Annotated in this window: 16 protein-coding genes; 8 read left to right on the forward strand and 8 right to left on the reverse strand. The window is 75.2% G+C overall.

The window, feature by feature from the left end:
* Window positions 1-17: 17 nt before the first annotated feature.
* Window positions 18-695 carry a DUF429 domain-containing protein gene (locus tag CNO22_RS01550; protein ID WP_100497602.1) on the forward strand — a complete coding sequence of 226 codons (678 nt, stop codon included), beginning with the start codon at window positions 18-20 and terminating at the stop codon, window positions 693-695.
* An 81-nt stretch (window positions 696-776) separates the two neighbouring features.
* Here the strand turns inward: CNO22_RS01550 and CNO22_RS01555 are convergent, their stop codons facing one another.
* Window positions 777-1439 (reverse strand): mycothiol-dependent nitroreductase Rv2466c family protein, encoded by a 663-nt coding sequence (locus tag CNO22_RS01555; RefSeq protein ID WP_100497603.1) that lies wholly within the window; start codon window positions 1437-1439, stop codon window positions 777-779.
* Between the two features lie 156 nt (window positions 1440-1595).
* On the opposite strand from CNO22_RS01555, the gene pepN reads away from it, so the two are divergent.
* A complete protein-coding gene (gene pepN, locus CNO22_RS01560) occupies window positions 1596-4148 on the forward strand; it encodes an aminopeptidase N (RefSeq protein WP_100497604.1) in 2553 nt (850 codons plus the stop codon).
* Window positions 4149-4250: 102 nt separating this feature from the next.
* Here pepN and CNO22_RS01565 read toward each other — a convergent pair whose 3' ends face one another.
* Genes CNO22_RS01565 through CNO22_RS01575 form a run of 3 tightly spaced genes read right to left on the reverse strand, consistent with a single transcriptional unit; the run spans window position 4251 to window position 6644 of the window.
* Window positions 4251-4715 (reverse strand): DUF5130 family protein, encoded by a 465-nt coding sequence (locus CNO22_RS01565; protein WP_100497605.1) that lies wholly within the window; start codon window positions 4713-4715, stop codon window positions 4251-4253.
* A gap of 52 nt (window positions 4716-4767) precedes the next feature.
* Window positions 4768-5181: an aa3-type cytochrome oxidase subunit CtaJ gene (ctaJ, locus tag CNO22_RS01570; protein ID WP_100497606.1), complete on the reverse strand. Its 414-nt coding sequence runs from the start codon at window positions 5179-5181 to the stop codon at window positions 4768-4770.
* Window positions 5182-5219: 38 nt separating this feature from the next.
* On the reverse strand, window positions 5220-6644 hold the full coding sequence (locus tag CNO22_RS01575) for an amidase (RefSeq protein WP_100497607.1): 1425 nt from the start codon (window positions 6642-6644) through the stop codon (window positions 5220-5222).
* Window positions 6645-6682: 38 nt separating this feature from the next.
* Between CNO22_RS01575 and kynU the strand changes: the two genes are divergently transcribed.
* Window positions 6683-7939 (forward strand): kynureninase, encoded by a 1257-nt coding sequence (gene kynU, locus CNO22_RS01580; RefSeq protein WP_100497608.1) that lies wholly within the window; start codon window positions 6683-6685, stop codon window positions 7937-7939.
* A gap of 40 nt (window positions 7940-7979) precedes the next feature.
* On the opposite strand, the gene CNO22_RS01585 is transcribed toward kynU, so the two are convergent.
* The 4 genes from CNO22_RS01585 to CNO22_RS01600 form a co-directional block, all read right to left on the reverse strand.
* On the reverse strand, window positions 7980-8654 hold the full coding sequence (locus CNO22_RS01585) for a class F sortase (RefSeq protein WP_100497609.1): 675 nt from the start codon (window positions 8652-8654) through the stop codon (window positions 7980-7982).
* A complete protein-coding gene (locus CNO22_RS01590) occupies window positions 8645-9796 on the reverse strand; it encodes a hypothetical protein (protein WP_100497610.1) in 1152 nt (383 codons plus the stop codon). Before CNO22_RS01590 ends, CNO22_RS01585 begins: the two co-directional genes overlap by 10 nt.
* A gap of 370 nt (window positions 9797-10166) precedes the next feature.
* A complete protein-coding gene (locus tag CNO22_RS01595; RefSeq protein ID WP_100497611.1) occupies window positions 10167-11030 on the reverse strand; it encodes an SCO6745 family protein in 864 nt (287 codons plus the stop codon).
* An 85-nt stretch (window positions 11031-11115) separates the two neighbouring features.
* Window positions 11116-11652 (reverse strand): HNH endonuclease, encoded by a 537-nt coding sequence (locus CNO22_RS01600; RefSeq protein ID WP_100497612.1) that lies wholly within the window; start codon window positions 11650-11652, stop codon window positions 11116-11118.
* Between the two features lie 216 nt (window positions 11653-11868).
* On the opposite strand from CNO22_RS01600, the gene CNO22_RS01605 reads away from it, so the two are divergent.
* The 5 genes from CNO22_RS01605 to CNO22_RS01625 all read left to right on the forward strand — a co-directional run bounded on the left by CNO22_RS01605 (window position 11869) and on the right by CNO22_RS01625 (window position 18431).
* On the forward strand, window positions 11869-13938 hold the full coding sequence (locus CNO22_RS01605) for a prolyl oligopeptidase family serine peptidase (RefSeq protein WP_100497632.1): 2070 nt from the start codon (window positions 11869-11871) through the stop codon (window positions 13936-13938).
* An 80-nt stretch (window positions 13939-14018) separates the two neighbouring features.
* A complete protein-coding gene (locus tag CNO22_RS01610; protein WP_100497633.1) occupies window positions 14019-15029 on the forward strand; it encodes a mechanosensitive ion channel family protein in 1011 nt (336 codons plus the stop codon).
* 74 nt (window positions 15030-15103) lie between these two features.
* On the forward strand, window positions 15104-16342 hold the full coding sequence (locus CNO22_RS01615) for an MFS transporter (protein ID WP_232806715.1): 1239 nt from the start codon (window positions 15104-15106) through the stop codon (window positions 16340-16342).
* Entirely contained in the window at window positions 16339-16728 is a 390-nt protein-coding gene (locus tag CNO22_RS01620; protein WP_100497613.1) for a globin, read from the forward strand. Before CNO22_RS01615 ends, CNO22_RS01620 begins: the two co-directional genes overlap by 4 nt.
* Window positions 16729-16844: 116 nt before the next feature.
* Window positions 16845-18431 carry a glycoside hydrolase family 13 protein gene (locus CNO22_RS01625; RefSeq protein ID WP_232806716.1) on the forward strand — a complete coding sequence of 529 codons (1587 nt, stop codon included), beginning with the start codon at window positions 16845-16847 and terminating at the stop codon, window positions 18429-18431.
* The last annotated feature ends 19 nt before the right edge of the window (window positions 18432-18450 follow it).

Below are 18450 nucleotides of genomic sequence, written 5' to 3' on the forward strand. Positions count from 1 at the left end.
TCTGTCAGGCTGCCCGGGTGGCGGTGCTGGGCGTCGACGGCTGGCGCGGTCGGTGGGTCGGCGCCCTGCTGGACGGGCGCGCGGTCCGCCTGCTCGACCTGGCCGACGCCACCGCCGTCCTCGCCGTCCCGGACGTCGAGGTGGTCGGCATCGACATGCCGATCGGGCTGTCCGACACCGGGGTGCGGGCCTGCGACGTCCTGGCCCGGAAGCTGCTCAGCCCGTTCGGCGCCGCGAGCTCGGTCTTCCCCACCCCGGTCCGGGCGGTGCTGGCCACCGACGACTACGCCGAGGCCCGGGCGCTGTCGCGGGCGGCGACCGACCCCCCGCGTGCGCCGTCCGCGCAGTCGTTCCAGCTGGTGAAGGCGATCCGGTCGCTGGACGACGCCCTCGGCGACCCACCGGCCGGCCACGTGGTGGAGGTGCACCCCGAGCTGGCCTTCCGGGTCCTCGACCCCGAACTCGGGGACGCCAAGGTCACCGCGCGCGGGATGGCGCGGCGACTGGCCGCCCTCCGCACGGTCATGGACGTGGACGCGGCCCTGCTGGACGCCCCGCCCCGGGTGCCCGCCGTCGACGCGCTGGACGCCTGCGCCGCCGCGTGGTCGGCCCGGCGGTTCGCCGACGACGTCGCGGAGTGCGTCGGGGATAGCGGGACCGACGCCCGCGGCCGGCCGATGCGGATCTGCTGGTGAGGCGCCCTCCCGGACACCGCCCCGACCCTCGACCGGCCCCTCGGCGGCCGTTTCCGCGGAAATGGCCGCCGAGGGAGGGGGTCAGCGGCGGGTGATCTCCAGGGCGTCGGCCGGCACCGAGTCCATGTCCGGGCCGGAGAGTCGCGTGCGCTTCAGCTCCCAGAAGTCGGGGAGGTTGGCCAGCAGGACGGCGCCGTCGAAGGCCTTGCCGGCGTCCTCACCGGTGGGCACCTTGCTGATCACCGGGCCGAAGAACGCCACGCCGTCGATGTGCATGACCGGGGTGCCGACGTCGTCGCCGACCGGGTCCATGCCCGCGTGGTGGCTCTTCTCCAGGGCCTCGTCGTACTCGGTGGAGGTGGCGGCCTCGGCCAGCGAGGCCGGCAGGCCGACCCGCTCCAGCGCCGGGGCGACCAGCTCGTCGAGCTCGAGGCCCTCGTGGTGGCGCAGCGTGCCCATGGCCGTGTAGAGGTCGCCGAGGACCTCGTCGCCGTGCTGCTGGGCCGCGGCGACGGCGACCCGCACCGGGCCGATCGCCTTCTTCATCATCTCCTGGTACTCCTCCGGCAGGTCCCGGCCGCGGTTGAGCACCGCCAGGGACATGACGTGCCAGTGCAGGTCGATGTCGCGGACCTTCGCCGCCTCCAGCACCCAGCGGCTGGTCAGCCAGGCCCACGGGCACAGCGGGTCGAACCAGAAGTCCACGCGGGCCTTCACCGGCGCGCTCTGCACTGCCTCGGTCATGCGTTCTGCTCCTCGCGTCGTTCCTGCCCGGCGACGTGCGCCGGGATCGTCTCTGCCGGGTGCCAAGCCGGTCCGGGGAGGCGTTGTTCCCGCGCTCGAGCGCGCTGGTCCCCGGGCCGGCCGGGCGTGTCGGCATCCCGTGGGAAGCTCCCCTGCGTGGCCGTACCCAACCTGACCCGCGATGACGCCGCCGCCCGCGCCCGACTGCTGGCGGTCGACAGCTACGACGTCCAGTTCGACCTGACCGACGGCGCCGGGCACGCCGGCGAGTACACCTTCGGGTCGACGACGACGGTGCGGTTCATCTGCCGCGAGCCCGGGGCCGACACGTTCGTCGACCTGGTGGCCGAGACCGTCCGGTCGGCCACGCTGAACGGCGCGCCGCTCGACGTCGCCACCTACACCGAGGAGGGCGGCCTGCCGCTGACCGGCCTGGCCGCGGAGAACACCCTCGTCGTCGAGGCCGACTGCCGGTACTCCAACTCCGGCGAGGGGCTGCACCGCTTCGTCGACCCCGAGGACGGGCAGGTCTACCTCTACACGCACTTCGAGCCGGCCGAGGCCAAGCGGGTGTTCACCTGCTTCGACCAGCCCGACCTGAAGGCCACGTACACGGTGCACGTGATCGCGCCGTTCGACTGGCAGGTCGTCTCCAACACCGGCGAGCGCACCGTCGAGGCCGGCCCCGGCGGCTCCCAGCTGGTGCACTTCGCGCCGACCAAGCGGCTGTCGACCTACCTGCTCGCGCTGGTCGCCGGGCCCTACGCGAAGGTCACCGACTTGCACGAGGGCATCCCGCTGGGGCTGTACTGCCGCGCCTCGCTGGCCCGGTACCTCGACCCCGAGGAGCTGTTCCGGGTCACCAAGCAGGGCTTCGACTTCTACCACCGGGTCTTCGACTACCCCTACCCCTTCGACAAGTACGACCAGCTCTTCGTGCCGGAGTTCAACGCGGGGGCGATGGAGAACGCCGGCGCGGTCACGTTCCTGGAGGACTACGTCTTCCGCTCGAAGGCCACCCGGGCGCGCTACGAGCGGCGCGCGGAGACCGTGCTGCACGAGCTGGCGCACATGTGGTTCGGCGACCTCGTGACCATGCGGTGGTGGGACGACCTGTGGCTCAACGAGTCCTTCGCCACGTACATCTCCGCGCTGTGCCAGGCCGAGGCCACCGAGTACACGACCGCGTGGACGACGTTCGCCAACACCGAGAAGGCGTGGGCCTACGCGCAGGACCAGCTGCCCTCGACCCACCCGATCGCCGCCGACATGGTCGACGTCGCGGCGGTCGAGGTGAACTTCGACGGGATCACCTACGCCAAGGGCGCCTCGGTGCTCAAGCAGCTGGTGGCCTACGTGGGCCGCGACGAGTTCCTGGCCGGGATCCGCCGCTACTTCCGCACCCACGAGTACGGCAACACCACGCTGGCCGACCTGCTCGGCCCCCTGGAGGAGAGCACCGGTCGCGACCTCACCGAGTGGTCGCGGCAGTGGCTGGAGACCAGCCAGGTCAACACGCTGCGGCCGGTCCTCGAGCTGACCGACGACGGCCGGTACGCCCGCGTGGCGATCCAGCAGACGGCGGTGCCCGAGCACCCGGTGCTGCGGCGGCACCGGCTGGCCGTGGGCCTCTACGACCAGGGGCCCGAGGGGCTGGCCCGGCGCACCCGCGTCGAGCTGGACGTCGAAGGCGAGCTGACCGAGGTCCCGGAGCTGGTCGGCGAACCCGCGGCGGACCTCGTGCTGGTCAACGACGACGACCTGACCTACGCCAAGCTGCGACTCGACGAGCGCTCCCTGGCCACCCTGCAGGAGGCGATCGGCACCATCCCCGACCCGCTGCCGCGCGCGCTGTGCTGGTCCGCGGCCTGGGACATGACCCGGGACGCCGAGCTGCCGGCCCGCGACTGGGTGGCCCTGGTGCTGGCCGGGGTGGACGCCGAGACCGAGATCAGCGTCGTCCAGTCGCTGCTGGCCCGGGTGCAGTCGGCGCTGGCCAACTACGCCGACCCGCGCTGGGCCGAGACCGGCTGGCGGGCCCTGGCCGACAAGGCCCTGGCGGCGCTGGAGGCCGCGGAGCCGGGCAGCGACACGCAGCTGCAGTGGTCGCGCACCTTCGCCGGCGCTGCCCGCACCGAGGAGCACGCCGCCGTGCTGCGCGGGCTGCTCGACGGCTCGCGCGTCGTCGAGGGACTGCCGGTGGACGCCGACGCCCGCTGGGCCTTCCTGCACGGTCTGGTCGCCATCGGCGCGGCCGGGGACGCCGAGATCGCCGCCGAGGAGGCGCGCGACGCCACCGCCACCGGGCAGCGGCGGGCCGCGACCGCCTGGGCGCTGCGGCCGACGGCGGAGGCCAAGGAGGAGACCTGGCAGCGGGCCTTCCACGACGACACCGTCCCCAACGCGGTGCACGAGGCGATGCTGCAGGGCTTCTGGCACCCAGCCCAGCGGGCGCTGACGGCCGGCTACGTCGACCGCTACTTCGCCGACATCCGGCCGCTGTGGGACCGGCGTCCCGGCGAGATCGCCAAGAACGCGGTGCAGTACCTGTTCCCGCCGGTGGTCGAGCTCCGCACGGTCCAGGCCGCGGACGCCTGGCTGGCCGACCCCGAGCACCCCGCGCCGCTGCGCCGGCTGATCGCTGAGGGCCGCGACGGGATCGCCCGCTCGCTGCGGGCCCGGGAGCGGGACGCCGCCGCGAACGGCTGATCGAGGGTCCCCTCGCCTGGAGGGGGCCGACCGTTGTACGTGTGAGGCCCAGAACCCGGCGGGTTCTGGGCCTCACACGTACAACGGCCGTCCTTCGGCGCCTCAGTGGGTGCGCAGCCCCCGCGGGTGTCCGGCCTGGTCCGAGAGCTGGCGCAGGCCGTTGACGATGCCGCCCACCAGGTCGCCGGAGGCGAAGGCGTTGGTCATCGACAGCACGGCCAGCGCGCAGGCGCGGTCGGGCAGCCGGCGCGCGGCCGCGGAACCGGTGACGACCTCGACCACCCGCTGCCCGGGCGAGACGGCGATGAGCACCGACTCGGGCAGGTCGTGGCCGGAGCGCTCGAACAGCTCCTCGGCGCGGGCCCGGGTCTGGGGGCCGAGGTCACCGATGTAGAGGGTGAAGCGCAGCCCGGTCTCCCGGGAGGACATGGTCAGCGCCTCGTCGATGCGCAGCAGCTCGCGGTAGCTGAAGACCGAGTCCGGGGCCTCGGCCTCGTCGGTGCGCGTCGCCATGGTGCCGGCGGACGTCGCGGTGTCGTGCGACGTCCCTTCGAGCACGCGGGTCATCTCCGGCCTCCGTGGGGGATCTCAGGGGTGCTGCGGTGGGCGGGCACGGCGGTCACCAGGTCCCGCGGGCGCCGCCGAAGGGCCGCGCGGCGGCCGCGGCCGAGGGGCCGGCGGCGAGGGCGCGCGCACTCGTGGCGCCGTGGGCGCCGTCGCTCCCGACGTGCGGCGCGGTCGGCGCACCGGGCTGGCCGGTGTTCCGCTCACCGTGCTGCTCCGGGTACATGGACGACCCGAGGGCGGTGGTCCCGTCACCCGGGACGCCGGCCGGGCCGTGCGCCGCGGTGGGGCCGTGGCCGCCACCGCCGACCGGGTGCGGCTCGTACCAGACCGGCTCGTGGTCCCACGGCTGGCCGGGCTTGTAGCGCGCCTTCTTGCGCCGCCCGGGGACGAGGGTGAGCAGGGCCAGGACGGCCACCACGGCCAGCGGGGCCACCGCGTAGACGAGGATGGTCTCGACGACGGTCACGCCCCTCAACCTACCGGCAGCCGCCGCCGTCCTCATGATCAGTCCCAGGACGGCGGGTGTCGGTGCGCCCAGGGGCGGGCGGCCTCCAGCTGGGCGGCCAGCGCGAGCAGCGTGACCTCGTCGGCGGGCCGCCCGACGAGCATGGTCCCGACGGGCAGCCCGTCGTCGGTCCAGTGCAGCGGGACGCTGACCGCGGGCTGGCCGGTGACGTTGAAGACGGCGGTGAACGCGGCGTAGCGCTTCTGCCGCTCGAAATCCGCCGCGCCGTCCCCGTCGGCGTCGAACCAGCCCAGCGGACGCGGCGTCATCGTGGTGACCGGCGCCAGCAGGACGTCGTAATGGTCGGTGGCCGTGACGAAGCGCCGGGCGAACAGCCGCAGCGCGGTGAGCGCCTCCATGGCCTGCTGCGCCGACAGCGCCAGGCCGCGGGCCCGCAGCTCCCGGGTGAGCGGCCGCAGCTCGCCGACCCGCTCGGGCGGCACCGGCAGCAGCGTCCCCGACAGGCTCCACACCCGCTCGAAGGCGGTCAGGACGTCGGGGCCGAGCAGCCCGGGCGGCACGTCCTCGACCTGGTGGCCGAGCTCCTCGAGCAGCCGGGCGGCGTCGTCGAACGCCGCCTGCACCGCGGGCTCGAGCCCGGCGTCGGCCATGGGGGACTCCAGGTACCGGCCGATGCGCAGCCGGCCGACCGGGCGGTCGGTGGCGCCGAGGAAGGTCTCCCCCGGCGGCAGCGGCGGCGCCCAGGCCGGGTCGCCGGTCACGGGCCCGGCCATCACGTCAAGCATCGCTGCCGCGTCGCGGACCGTGCGCGCCAGCGGGCCGTTGGTGCCCAGCCCGGTGACGTCGCCGCCGAGGGGCGCGTTGCTCACCCGGCCGCGGCTGGGCTTGATCCCCACCAGCCCGTTGATGCTGGCCGGGATGCGGATGGAGCCGCCTCCGTCGCTGCCCTGGGCGAACGGCAGCATCCCGGCGGCCACGGCGACCGCCGCTCCCCCGCTGGAGCCGCCGGCCAGCCGGCCGGGGTCCCACGGGCACCGGGCCGGGCCGGCCAGCGCGTTGTCGGTGTAGCAGGGAAACCCGAACTCGGGCGTGTTGGTCTTGCCGATGCTGATCGTCCCGGCCTCGGCCAGCCGGGTCACCACCGCGTCGTCGACGGTGGGCACGTTGTCGGCGAGCACGGTGCTGCCGAACGTCGTCCGGACGCCGGCGGTGTTGTTCAGGTCCTTGACCGCCGTCGGGACGCCGAGCAGCGGCGGCAGCTCACCGCCGTCCCGCAGTCGGCGCTCGGCCCGGCGGGCCGCGGCCAGGGCACGCTCCGGGGTCACGGTGAGGAAGGCGCCGAGCCCCGCGTCAAGGGCCTCCACCCGGCGCAGCGCGTGCTCGACCAGCTCCGTGGGGCTCACCCCCCGCGCCCGGACGGCGGCGGCCTGCTCGAGCGCGGTGAGGTCGTGCAGCTGCGTCACGGTCGGCGACGGTAGCGGCGAGCGGTAGACAGGACGGCGTGGACCTGAGCCGGGCCGCCGCTGAGGCCCTCGACGCCGCCGACCCGCTGGCCGCCTTCCGGGGCCGGTTCGTCGGCGCCAGGGAGGACGGTCTGCTCTACCTGGACGGCAACTCACTGGGGCGGATGCCGGTGCAGACACCGGCCGCGCTGGCTTGGGTGGTCGAGGAGGAGTGGGCGCGGGGCCTGGTGCGCTCCTGGCCGTCGTGGATCGGCGCCGCCACCCGGGTGGGCGACCTGCTGGCCGAGGGCGTGCTCGGCGCGCGGCCGGGCGAGGTGCTGATGGGCGACTCGACGACGGTCGACCTCTACAAGTTGCTGGTGGCCGCCGCGGACGCTCGGCCGGGTCGCGACGTGCTGGTCTGCTGCGCCGACGACTTCCCCACCGACCGCTACGTGGTCGCCGGGGTGGCGCAGGCCCGCGGGATGACGGTGCGCGAGGTCCCGGCCGACGTCGACGAGGGGCTCGACCCGGCGGTGCTGGCGGCGGCCCTGGACAAGCGGGTCGCCGTCGTCGTCCTGTCGGCGGTCGCCTACCGCTCCGGCGCCCTGGCCGACGTCGCAGCCGTGACCGCGGCGGCGCGGGACGCCGGCGCGCTGGTGGTCTGGGACCTCTCGCACGCCGCCGGCGCGGTGCCGGTCGACCTGGCGGCGAACGGCGTCGACCTGGCGGTGGGCTGCACGTACAAGTACCTCAACGGCGGGCCGGGAGCACCGGCCTTCCTCTACGTGCGCCGCGAGCTGCAGGAGCGGCTGCGGCAGCCGATCTGGGGCTGGTTCGGCCAGCGCGACCAGTTCGCCATGGGTCCGGCCTACGACCCGGTGCCGGGGATCGAGCGCTTCGCCGTCGGGACGCCGCCGGTGCTGGCGCTGGCCGCGGTCGAGGTGGGCGCCCGCCTGGTGGCCGAGGCCGGCGTCGACCGGCTGGCGGCCAAGGGCCGGGCGCTCGGCGAGCTCGTCGTCGCCCTCGCCGACGCCTGGCTGGCCCCGCACGGGGTGGCCCTGGCCTCGCCCCGCGACCCGGCCCGCCGGGGCGCGCACGTGACCCTCGCGCACCCGCGGGCCTGGCAGCTCACCCAGGCGCTGGTCGACCGCGGCGTCGTCCCCGACTTCCGGACGCCGGACCGCGTCCGGTTCGGCCCGGCGCCGCTCTACACCCGCTTCGTCGACGTCTGGGACGCGATGGCCTGCCTGCGCGACGTGCTGGCGAGCGGGGCGCACGAGGGCTACCCCACCGTGCGCGCCCGCGTCACCTGACCGTGTCCCGGCGATTTCCGCGGAAATCGCCGGGACACGGTCAGGACTCGGCGAAGACGACGAGGTTCTCGGTCGAGGCCCGGCCGCCGCCGCGCTGGAAGCAGGTGATGAGCACCAGCCGGCCCGGCGAGGCCTCCCACACCTCGGTGGCACCGGGCAGCTCGCCCTTGGCGTACCGCTCGGTGCGCTCGACGGTGTAGTCGACCGTGCCCTGCGGGGTGCTCACCTCGATGACGTCGCCGGCCTCGAGGGTGCTGCCCCCGCCGTCGGACTCCATCAGCGGGTCGAAGCCGTAGTCACCGATGCCGGTCGAGTGGGCGGCGAGGTAGAGGGTGTTGTCGGCCTGCTCGGCGCTGCCCACCGGGTCGCCGTACGGGGCGAGCCAGTAGGCGGCCGTCAGCGTGGGCGGGTTGATCGCCCCGTTCCGCGGGCTCAGGGGCAGGACCGGCAGGTCCAGGTCCAGCGCCGGGATGGCCACGTGCACGTCGGACGAGGGCGTGGGCAGGGCGACCCCCTCGGGCGGCAGCGTGGGCTGCGCCTCCTCGACGTGGGGCGGAGCCGCGGTGACCGCGGCCACCGGGTCGGGGGACCCGGTGGCCGCGGCCGGCTGCTCGCCGCCGGCCAGGCCGACGGCGAGCACCGTGCCCCCGGCGAAGCCGAGGGTGAGGACCGCCGCGACGGCGGCGGTCCGCCGACTCGGTCGGGTCAGGCGCACGTGCCGCCCTCGGCCGCCGGACGACGGCGGGTGCGGGCGACGGCGACGCCACCCACGCCCGCGAGGACGAGCATCCCGGCGCCCGCGGCGATCGCGACGGTGCCGGTGGAGCCGGTCTCGACGGCCTCGACACCGGTGTTCGAGCGCAGGCCGGCGTTGACCACCGTGACGGTGGGCTCCGGGCTGGTCGGCGCGGCAGTCGACGGCACGACCGCCTCCTGGGCGATGACGGTGATCTCGACGGTGAACACCGAGATGCCGCCCGACGGCGTCTCCTGCGCGACCACGAGGCTGTAGGCGCCGGGCGCCGTGCCGGCCGGGACGACGACGGACGCCGTCTGCCCGTCGGCGCTGACCTCGGCGGTGAGCTCCACCGGCGCCGCGCCGGTCGGGAAGCCACGTCCGTCCAACTGCTGCAGGCCGACCTGCACGCCGGTGAGGTCGGTCAGGCCGAGCTCGCGCAGTGCGGAACCGGCGGTCAGGTCCAGCGTCACGGCCGAGCCGACGGTCACCGGAGTCGGGAAGGGGCACCGCTGGCCGGAGGTGATATCGCAGGGGACCTGCGAGAAGGCGGCCAGCTCGGGGGCCACGGTCGCAGCGACGGGCGCAGCCGGGTCGCCGGTGGGGACGAAGCCGAGGTTGTAGTAGATCGGGTCGAAGAACGTGTAGGCAGGGCCGAGCGTGGTGGTGACCGGCTCGATCAGCAGGTCGGCGACGTCGCCGGCTACCGGGTCGTCGGCCGGGAGGGTGACCGTGACGCTCCCGGCGCTGGGGACCACGGCCAGGTCTGTGGAGTCATAGGTGGCGTCAGGCGCGCCGTCGCCGTTCCCGTCCTCGAAGATCAGCTGGACATTGACGGCGCCGGAACCGTCGAGCTCGGCCGGAAGGTCCACGGTGACCGTCCCGCTGTACTGCACCGGCACGGGGGTGAAGACGCCCGCGCCAGGGTCCATGGGGTCCATGGCGCCGCCGAGGTTCTCCACCGGGAAGGCGGTCAGCGCGACACTGGACGGCTCGAGCGGGATGACGACGTCGGTGGCGGCGAGGGCCGGGGGCGCGACCCCGACGAGGAGCACGGCCGAACCGATGCCGACGAGACCAAGGCGCTGCAGCGGCCGGCGGGACAGAGCGGGGCTGGACATGAGGGGCACCTTCCGGCGACCGCAGCGCCCCAGCGGCGCTGACTGCCGCGGAACGTAACGTCACCGATCCGTTCAGCTGAGTGCCGGACACGCGACGCGGGTCACATGGGACGCCGGATGACCAGAGTGTGACCTGAGGCGCCGTCTCATCGGCGAGACCTGACTGACGGCGAAGATGCCCGGACGGCTGAAATGTCATTTGTCGCCGAAGAGAAGGGTCCCGGAGGGCTGGACCTGCCACGTCGAACGCCGGCGCGCGGTGAGCCGAGGCGCGGACGAGCGGGGTCGTGGGGGCGCCGCCCGTCCGGGCGCGCCGGCCGCACGGGCACCGTGCGGGTGACGGCCCATTCCCGTGGGACTCGCCGCCGGCTCAGCCGGGGTCGGGCGCGCCGATCGGGTTCCCCTCCGGCCACAGCCCTGCCGCCACGACCGCGCGGCGCACCGGCCCCAGCAGCTCGGCCAGGCGGTCGCAGCGCGCGTCACCGAGCGCCTGCCAGGGGCCCAGCGCGAGTCGGTCGGTGTCGGCCTCGACCGCGGCCACGATGGTGGCGCCTTCCGCGGTGAGTTCCGCACCGGCCAGCCAGCCGCGGGCGGCGAGGTCCTCGGCGGCCGCGTCCCACGCGGCGTCGTCCCACCCGCGGGCGCGCAGCAGCCACTCCCGCGCCGTCCGGCCGGCCGCGGCGGCCAGCACGTGCGCGCCGAGGCCGGAGATGCCCCGCTGCAGGAGCGCGGCGTTGTGCCCGTCGCCGCGGTGCTCGCGCAGGGTGGTGAGGGACTGCCAGACCGCCAGGTGCGGCTCCGGGGGCACCGGCAGCCCGGCGTTGGCCGCGGCCAGCGGGCGGCCGGGGGCGTCCACCGCCGCGGCTGCGGCGGTGAGCAGCTCGGCGGTCTCGGCCGCGGTGGCCGAGCCGGGCCACTCCTCCCCCAGCGTCCGGCGCACCGCGGCGTCCACCCCGGCCAGCCGCGCGCCGAGCACCGCGGCCGGATCGGCCACCTCCCACACGCCGGGCACGCGGCGGGCCACGAACGCCGGCGCGAAGTTGTAGAAGGTCGCCGTCACGACCTCGGCCCCGACCGGGCCCAGCGGCGCGGCGCGCAACGCGAAGTAGGTCGCCCAGAACCCGCGCAGCCCGGTCGCCTCGGCCGCCGACCGGCACTCGTCGGCGAAGTAGGTGAGGGCGTGGTACGGCTCCCCCAGCGCCCACAGCCGCCGGGCAGTCCCCGGTGAGGTCATGTCGGCTCCGTTCGCACAGCTCGGATCGGCCCCCTGCAGGGTCCCGCCGCGAGCTCGCGAGTGGCGGGGGGCAGGGGGTCCTCTTTCATGCCGAGACGCTCTCGGGCATGCCCAGCCACTCCCGCCAGCGCGGATCGACGGTGCGTGCACCGAGCAGCCGCCACGCCGCGCCGCTCGGGGTGCGCGGCGGGTGCGGCAGCTTCCAACCGAGCTCGGCCAGCGAGCGGTCGGCCTTGGTGTGGTTGCAGCGCCGGCAGGCCGCGACGACGTTGTCCCAGGTGTGCGTGCCCCCCCGGCTGCGCGGGACGACGTGGTCGATGCTGGTGGCCGAGCTGCCGCAGTAGACGCAGGTCGAGGCGTCCCGGTGGAACACCGCGCGCCGCGACAGCGGCACCTGCGCCGGGTACGGCACCCGGACGTAGCGGGTCAGGCGCACCACCACCGGAACGGGCAGGACCACCGTCTCGGCGTGCACCTCCTCGGGCGCGCTGTGCACCGAGACCGCCTTCTCGGCGAGCACGAGCACGATGGCGCGGCGGCTGGAGACGACGCACAACGGCTCGTAGGTGGCGTTGAGCAGCAGTGTCGCGGCGGCGGTGGACCGCGCCGGGACAGGGGCCATCGGATGGGAGTGGTGGTCGCGCCGCGGACCTGGATGGCCTGCGGACGACCCGGACGCGATACGCGGCACGGGGCACCTCCGGGCGCCCGGGGCCGCGCGCCGGGTGCAGTGCGACCCGCGGGCGTCCCCATTCTGACCTGCGACCGCGCTCACGCGCTCCTGGGACGTCCCGGACGGGCCGGGGGCGCCTGCCCCGTCCTCATTACCGTGGGCCGCGTGCGCTACCCCGAGGCCCCCCGGCTCGACCTGGTCGAGCACCCGCACGGTCACGCCGTCGCCGACCCCTACCGCTGGCTGGAGGACCCCGCCGACCCGCGGACGGCGTCCTGGACCGCCGCCCAGGACGAGCTGACCGCCGGGGCGCTGGCCGCGCTGCCGCTGCGCGACCGCTTCGCCGCCCGCCTGGCCGAGCTGGTGCACGCCGGCGCCGTCGGCGTCCCGGTGTGGCGGGCCGGCCGGGCCTTCTCCACCCGGCGCGACCCGGGCCAGGAGCACGCGGTGCTGCGGGTCCGTGAGCCCGACGGCAGCGAGCGGGTGCTGGTCGACCCGATGGCGGTCGACCCCGCGGGCACCACCACCCTCGACGCCTGGTCGCCGTCCTGGGAGGGCGACCGGCTGGCCTACCAGCTGTCCACCGGCGGCGACGAGGAGTCGCGGCTGTACGTGCTCGACGTGGTCACCGGCGAGCAGCTGGACGGTCCCATCGACCGCTGCCGCTACTCCCCGGTCGCCTGGCTGCCCGGCGGTGCGGAGCTGTTCTACGTCCGCCGGCTGGCCCCCGAGCTGGTCCCGGCCGGTGAGGAGCAGTTCCACCGGCGGGTGTGGCGCCACCGGGTGGGCACCGACGCCGACGGCGACGTCCTCGTGCACGGCGAGGGCAGCGACCCGGCCACCTACTTCGGCGCCCGCACCAGCCGCGACGGCCGCTGGCTGGTCGTCTCCGCCTCCGTGGGCACCGCGCCGCGCGACGACGTCTGGCTGGCCGACCTCAGCGGGGACGGCGCCCTGCGCGAGCTGCAGGTCGGCGTCGACGCGCAGACCGCGGCGTGGGTCGCCCGCGACGGCCGGCTGTGGCTGATGAGCGACCGCGGCACCCCGCGCTGGCGGCTCGCCGTCGCCGACCCCGCGGACCCGGCCACCTGGGCGCCTGCGGCCTGGCGGGACGTCGTCCCGCAGCAGCAGGACGGCGTGCTCACCGACGTCGCGCTGGTCGACGGTCCGGACGGCGGCCTGCAGGTGCTCGCGGTCCACTCGGTGGACGCCACCGACCGGCTCTCGCTCTGGGCCGCGGACGGCTCCGGCCGGGCGGCCGACGTGACGGCACTGCCGCCGGGCAGCGTCTCCGGCGTCAGCGCGCCCCCCGAGGGGGGCACCACCGCCTGGGTCGGCTTCACCGACCACTCCACCCCACCCTCGGTGCTGCGCTGGGACGCCGCCGACCCGGCGCGGCTGGAGAGCTGGGAGCAGGCGCCGGTGGCCGGCGAGGTGCCCGAGGTGCAGGTCGTGGAGACGCACGCGACCTCCGCCGACGGGACGCCGGTGCACCTGTTCGTGCTGTCGCAGGCCGGTGTCCCCGACCGGCCGCGCCCGACCGTGCTCTACGGGTACGGCGGCTTCAACGTCGCCCTGACCCCGGGGTACTCGGCGCAGGCGCTGGCCTGGGTCGAGGCCGGTGGCGTGTGGGCGGTGGCCAACCTGCGCGGCGGCTCGGAGCACGGCGAGGAGTGGCACCGCGCCGGCATGCGGGAGCGCAAGCAGAACGTCTTCGACGACTTCGCCGCCGCCGGTGAGCACCTGGTCGACGAGGGGTGGACCACGCACGGGCAGCTGGCGGTGATGGGCGGCTCGAACGGCGGCCTGCTGGTCGGCGCGACGCTGACCCAGCGCCCGGACCTCGCCGCCGCCGTCGTCTGCAGCGCTCCGCTGCTGGACATGGTCCGCTACGAGCGCTTCGGCCTGGGCCGGACCTGGAACGACGAGTACGGCACCGCCGAGGACCCGACCGAGCTGGGCTGGCTGCTGGGCTACTCGCCCTACCACCGGGTGGTGGAGGGGACGGCCTACCCGGCGGTGCTGTTCACGACCTTCGAGTCCGACACCCGGGTCGACCCGCTGCACGCCCGCAAGCTGGCCGCGGCACTGCAGCACGCCACCTCGTCCGACGCGCCGGTCCTGCTGCGGCGGGAGACGTCGGTCGGGCACGGCGCCCGGGCGGTCAGCCGGACCGTGGGGCTGGCCGCCGACCAGCTGACCTTCCTCGCCGCGCACACCGGCCTGACCGGCTGATCGGCCCGTGTCCCACGCAACGACACTGGTGACGATGACAACACTGGGTTGCTCTTCCTGCACCTGAGAGTATCGGCGTGATGACTGCTTCACCGTCCGTGATTGCCGCCGACGACGGCGCGACCGGTGCCGTGCCCGACTGTGCCGACTACTGGCTCTGCCAGCAGGTCTACGAGTGGTCCGGAGCCGAGTGGCTGGCGGAGAACGCCCGGGCACTGATCGCCACGCCGGCGCGGATCCTGCTGATCGTCGTGGTCGCTGTGCTGGCGCGGTACCTGGCGCACCGGGCGATCCGTCGGCTGACCGACACCACCACCGTGGGACCGCTGCCCTCGATCCTGCGGGCCCGGCGGCTGCGCGCCACCGCCTTGGGCGAGGGCGCGGAGCAGCTGACCGCGCGCCGCACCCAGCGGGCCGAGGCGATCGGGTCGGTGCTGCGCAGCTGCGCCTCGATCGTGGTGCTGGCCATCGCGGTCGTGCTGGTGCTCGGCGAGCTGGGCATCAACCTGGCCCCGATCCTGGCCAGCGCCGGGGTGGTCGGCGTCGCACTGGGCTTCGGCGCGCAGAACCTGGTCAAGGACTTCATCGCCGGGATCGGGATCATCCTCGAGGACCAGTACGGCGTCGGGGACGTCGTCGACCTCGGGGAGGCCAGCGGCACCGTCGAGGCGGTCGGCCTGCGGATCACCCGGCTGCGGGACGTCAACGGCGTGGTCTGGTACGCCCGCAACGGCGAGATCCTGCGGGTGGGCAACAAGAGCCAGGGCTACGCGCAGGTCGTCATCGACATGCCGGTCGCGCACGACACCGACCTGGAGCGCTGCCGCACGGTGATGCAGGAGGTGGCCGACGCCGTGTACGCCGACGAGGAGTGGGCCGACGTGCTGCTGTCCGAGCCGGAGTCCCTCGGCGTCGAGCTGATCACCGCCCAGGGCGTCGTCATGCGCCTGCAGGTCCGCACCACCAACGCCGACCAGTGGCGGGTCGGCCGCGAGCTGCGGCTGCGGCTCAAGGAGCGCTTCGCGGTCGAGGGCATCCACACCCCCGTACCGCTGTTGTCGGCGGCCGGTGGCCCGGCGGGAGCGCCCTGAGCGGCAGCGCGCCGGCCGGCGGGAGTCCGGCCGGCGCCACCCCCCGGCCGGCGACCTTCCGCGGGCTGTTCGGCGTGCGCGAGTTCCGCCCGCTGTTCGGCACCTACCTGCTGTCGACCATCGGCGACGAACTGGCCCGCGTCGCGCTGACCGTGCTGGTCTACCAGCGCACCGACTCACCGCTGCTCTCGGCGGTCACCTTCGCGATCAGCTACCTGCCCTGGCTGGTCGGCGGGCCGCTGCTGTCGACCCTCGCCGACCGGTTCCCCCGGCACCGCGTGCTCATCGCCACCGACGCCGCCCGGGCGCTGCTGGTGGCCGGCATGGCCCTCCCGGGGACGCCACTGCCGGTGCTGCTCGGCCTGCTGCTGGTCGTGGCGGTGTGCGGGCCGCCGTTCGAGTCGGCCCGCTCGGCGCTGATGGCCGACGTCCTCGACGGCGACCGCTACGCGCTGGCGACGTCCCTGACCAACGTCGGCTCGCAGGTGGCGCAGGTCCTGGGGTTCGTCCTGGGCGGCACGCTCGTCGCCCTCCTCGACCCGTCGGCCGCGCTGCTGATCGACGCGGCCACCTTCGCCGTCTCGGCGGTGTGGCTGTGGGCGCGGCTGCAGCGCCGCCCGGCCCCGGACGACGACGGCGACGCCGAGGGGCCCCGCTCGATGTGGCGGGACGCGGCCGAGGGGCTGCGCCTGATCGGCCGGACGCCGCGGCTGCTGGCGATCATCGCCGTCACCTGGGTGGGGTCGCTGTTCGCCAACGCGCCCGAGGGCATCGCCGCGCCGCTGGTCGAGCAGCTGGGCCAGGGCCCGGCGCAGGTCGGCGTCCTGCTGGCCGCCAACCCGGCGGGGGTCACCGTGGGCGGACTGCTCGTCGCCCGCGCCCTGACCCAGGAGCGCCGCGAGCAGCTCGTGCCGCCCCTCGTCGTGCTCTCGCTGGTGCCGATCCTGCTGGCCGGCCTGGTCACCGTCTGGGGCGGACCGGGCACCGGCCGCTACGCGACCGTCGTCGCGCTGATGTTCGTCGCCGGGCTCGGGGCGGCCTGGACCATCCCGCTCAACGTCGCCTTCGTGCAGGCGGTGCCACCGGCCTACCGCGGCCGCGCCTTCGGCGTCGCGGTCAGCGGGCTCTACGGCGTCCAGGGCATCGGCGTGCTCGGCGCCGGCGCCCTGGCCGAGGGGCTGACGCCCGGCAGCGTGGTGGCCCTCGTCGGCGGGCTCGGGCTGCTCGCCGTCGTCCCGCCGCTGCTGGCCTACGTGCGTACCCAGGGTCACGTGGCAGCGGCTCGCCCGGCTGCGGGACGATCAGAGGCATGAGCCGATCCCTGCCGTCGGCGCGGACCTTCTACGAGGAGGTCGGCGGCGCCCCCACCTTCCGTCGGCTCGTGGCCCGTTTCTACGCCGGGGTGCGCACCGACCCGGTGCTCGCGCCGCTCTACCCGCAGGACGACTGGGAGGGCGCCGAGACCCGGCTGCGCGGCTTCCTCGAGCAGTACTGGGGCGGCCCGACCACCTACTCCGAGCAGCGCGGCCACCCCCGGCTGCGCATGCGCCACGCGCCCTTCGCCATCGGTCCCGCCGAGCGCGACGCGTGGCTGCGGCACATGCGCGACGCCGTCGACTCCCTGGAGCTGACCCCCCAGCAGGACGCGACCCTGTGGGGCTACATGGAGATGGCCGCGCGCAGCATGCAGAACCGCTGAAGGACCCCCTCGCCCCCCGCCACTCGTCGAAGGACCCCGTCCTCCTCACGCCTCGCGAGCTCGGCGCGAGCCTCTGGACGGGGCCGCCGCACATCCCACGCCCCCTGAGGAGACCGGTGAGCCCGGACACGTCCCTGCCCGCCGCCCGCACCCCCGACTGGTGGCGTACGGCGGTCTTCTACCAGGTCTACATCCGCAGCTTCGCCGACGGGAACGGTGACGGCGTCGGCGACCTGGCTGGGATCCGCGCCCGCCTGCCGCACCTGTCCGCGCTCGGCGCCGACGCGCTGTGGATCACGCCGTTCTACCCCTCGCCCATGGCCGACCACGGCTACGACGTCGCCGACCCGCGCGACGTCGAGCCGGTCTTCGGCGACCTCGCCGAGTTCGACGCGCTGCTGGCCGAGGCCCACGCGCTCGGCATCCGGGTGACCGTCGACCTGGTGCCGAACCACACCTCCGACCGGCACGCCTGGTTCCAGGCCGCGCTGGCGGCCGGCCCCGGGTCGCCCGAGCGGGCCCGGTACCTGTTCCGCGACGGCCGCGGCCCGGACGGCGCGGAGCCGCCGAACAACTGGCCCTCGGTCTTCGGCGGCCCGGCGTGGACCCGGGTGGACGACGGCCAGTGGTACCTGCACATCTTCGCGCCCGAGCAGCCCGACCTGGACTTCACCAACCCCGAGGTGCTCGCCGACCTCGAGACGACGATGCGGTTCTGGCTCGACCGCGGCGTCGACGGGTTCCGCATCGACGTGGCCCACGGCATGGCCAAGCCGGAGGGGCTGCCGGACATGCAGCCGATGGAGGACACCGGCCTGCTCGACGACCACGGCGCCGGCGACCACCGGTTCGACTGCGACGGGGTGCACGACGTGCACCGCCGCATCCGCCGGGTCCTCGACGAGTACCCCGGCACCATGGCCGTCGGCGAGGTGTGGGTGAAGGACGACGACCGGCTGGCGCTGTACCTGCGCGAGGACGAGCTGCACCTGGCGTTCAACTTCAAGCTGCTGACCGCCCACTGGGACGTCGAGGAGCTGCGCGACGCCGTCGTCCACTCGCTGGCCACCGTGGCCGGGACGCCGGCGCCGGCCTGCTGGGTGCTGTCCAACCACGACCGCCCGCGGCACGTCACCCGCTACGGCGGCGGTGCGCAGGGCACCCGGCGGGCGCGGGCGGCGGCGCTGCTGCAGCTGGCCCTGCCCGGCGCGGCCTACCTGTACAACGGCGACGAGCTGGGCATGCCGGACGTCGAGCTGCCCGATGAGGCGCTGCAGGACCCGATCTGGGAGCGGTCGGGGCGCACCGAACGCGGGCGCGACGCCTGCCGCATCCCGGTGCCGTGGTCGGGTGCCGAGCCGTCGTACGGCTTCTCCGCGAACGCCGAGACCTGGCTGCCGATGCCGGCGGGCTGGGAGCCGCTGACCGCGGCCGCCCAGGAGCACGACCCCGGTTCGGTGCTGTCGCTGTACCGAGCTGCGCTCGCCCTGCGGCGGACCTCGCCCGCCTTCGCCGGTGCGGACCTCGACTGGGTGCCGGCACCCGACGGCTGCCTCGCGTTCCGCCGTCCCGGCGGGCTGGTGTGCCTGCTCAACCTCTCCGGCGCCCCGGTCCCGCTGCCTGAGGGCCGCGTGCTGCTGGCGAGTGCGGACACCACGGGAGAGGTGCTGCCGCACGACGCGGCGGTGTGGTTGCAGGCCTGAGAGAGAACCGCCCTTCCCT

It is taken from the genome of Geodermatophilus chilensis (assembly GCF_002802985.1).
GTDB lineage: Bacteria > Actinomycetota > Actinomycetes > Mycobacteriales > Geodermatophilaceae > Geodermatophilus > Geodermatophilus chilensis.

Excerpts from the sequence above, each read along its gene's own strand:
- CNO22_RS01555 (WP_100497603.1), bottom strand. The coding sequence starts at position 1,439 with ATGACCGAGGCAGTGCAGAGCGCGCCGGTGAAGGCCCGCGTGGACTTC.
- CNO22_RS01620 (WP_100497613.1), top strand. The coding sequence starts at position 16,339 with ATGAGCCGATCCCTGCCGTCGGCGCGGACCTTCTACGAGGAGGTCGGC.
- CNO22_RS01600 (WP_100497612.1), bottom strand. The coding sequence starts at position 11,652 with ATGGCCCCTGTCCCGGCGCGGTCCACCGCCGCCGCGACACTGCTGCTC.
- CNO22_RS01590 (WP_100497610.1), bottom strand. The coding sequence starts at position 9,796 with ATGTCCAGCCCCGCTCTGTCCCGCCGGCCGCTGCAGCGCCTTGGTCTC.
- CNO22_RS01565 (WP_100497605.1), bottom strand. The coding sequence starts at position 4,715 with ATGACCCGCGTGCTCGAAGGGACGTCGCACGACACCGCGACGTCCGCC.
- CNO22_RS01610 (WP_100497633.1), top strand. The coding sequence starts at position 14,019 with ATGACTGCTTCACCGTCCGTGATTGCCGCCGACGACGGCGCGACCGGT.
- CNO22_RS01595 (WP_100497611.1), bottom strand. The coding sequence starts at position 11,030 with ATGACCTCACCGGGGACTGCCCGGCGGCTGTGGGCGCTGGGGGAGCCG.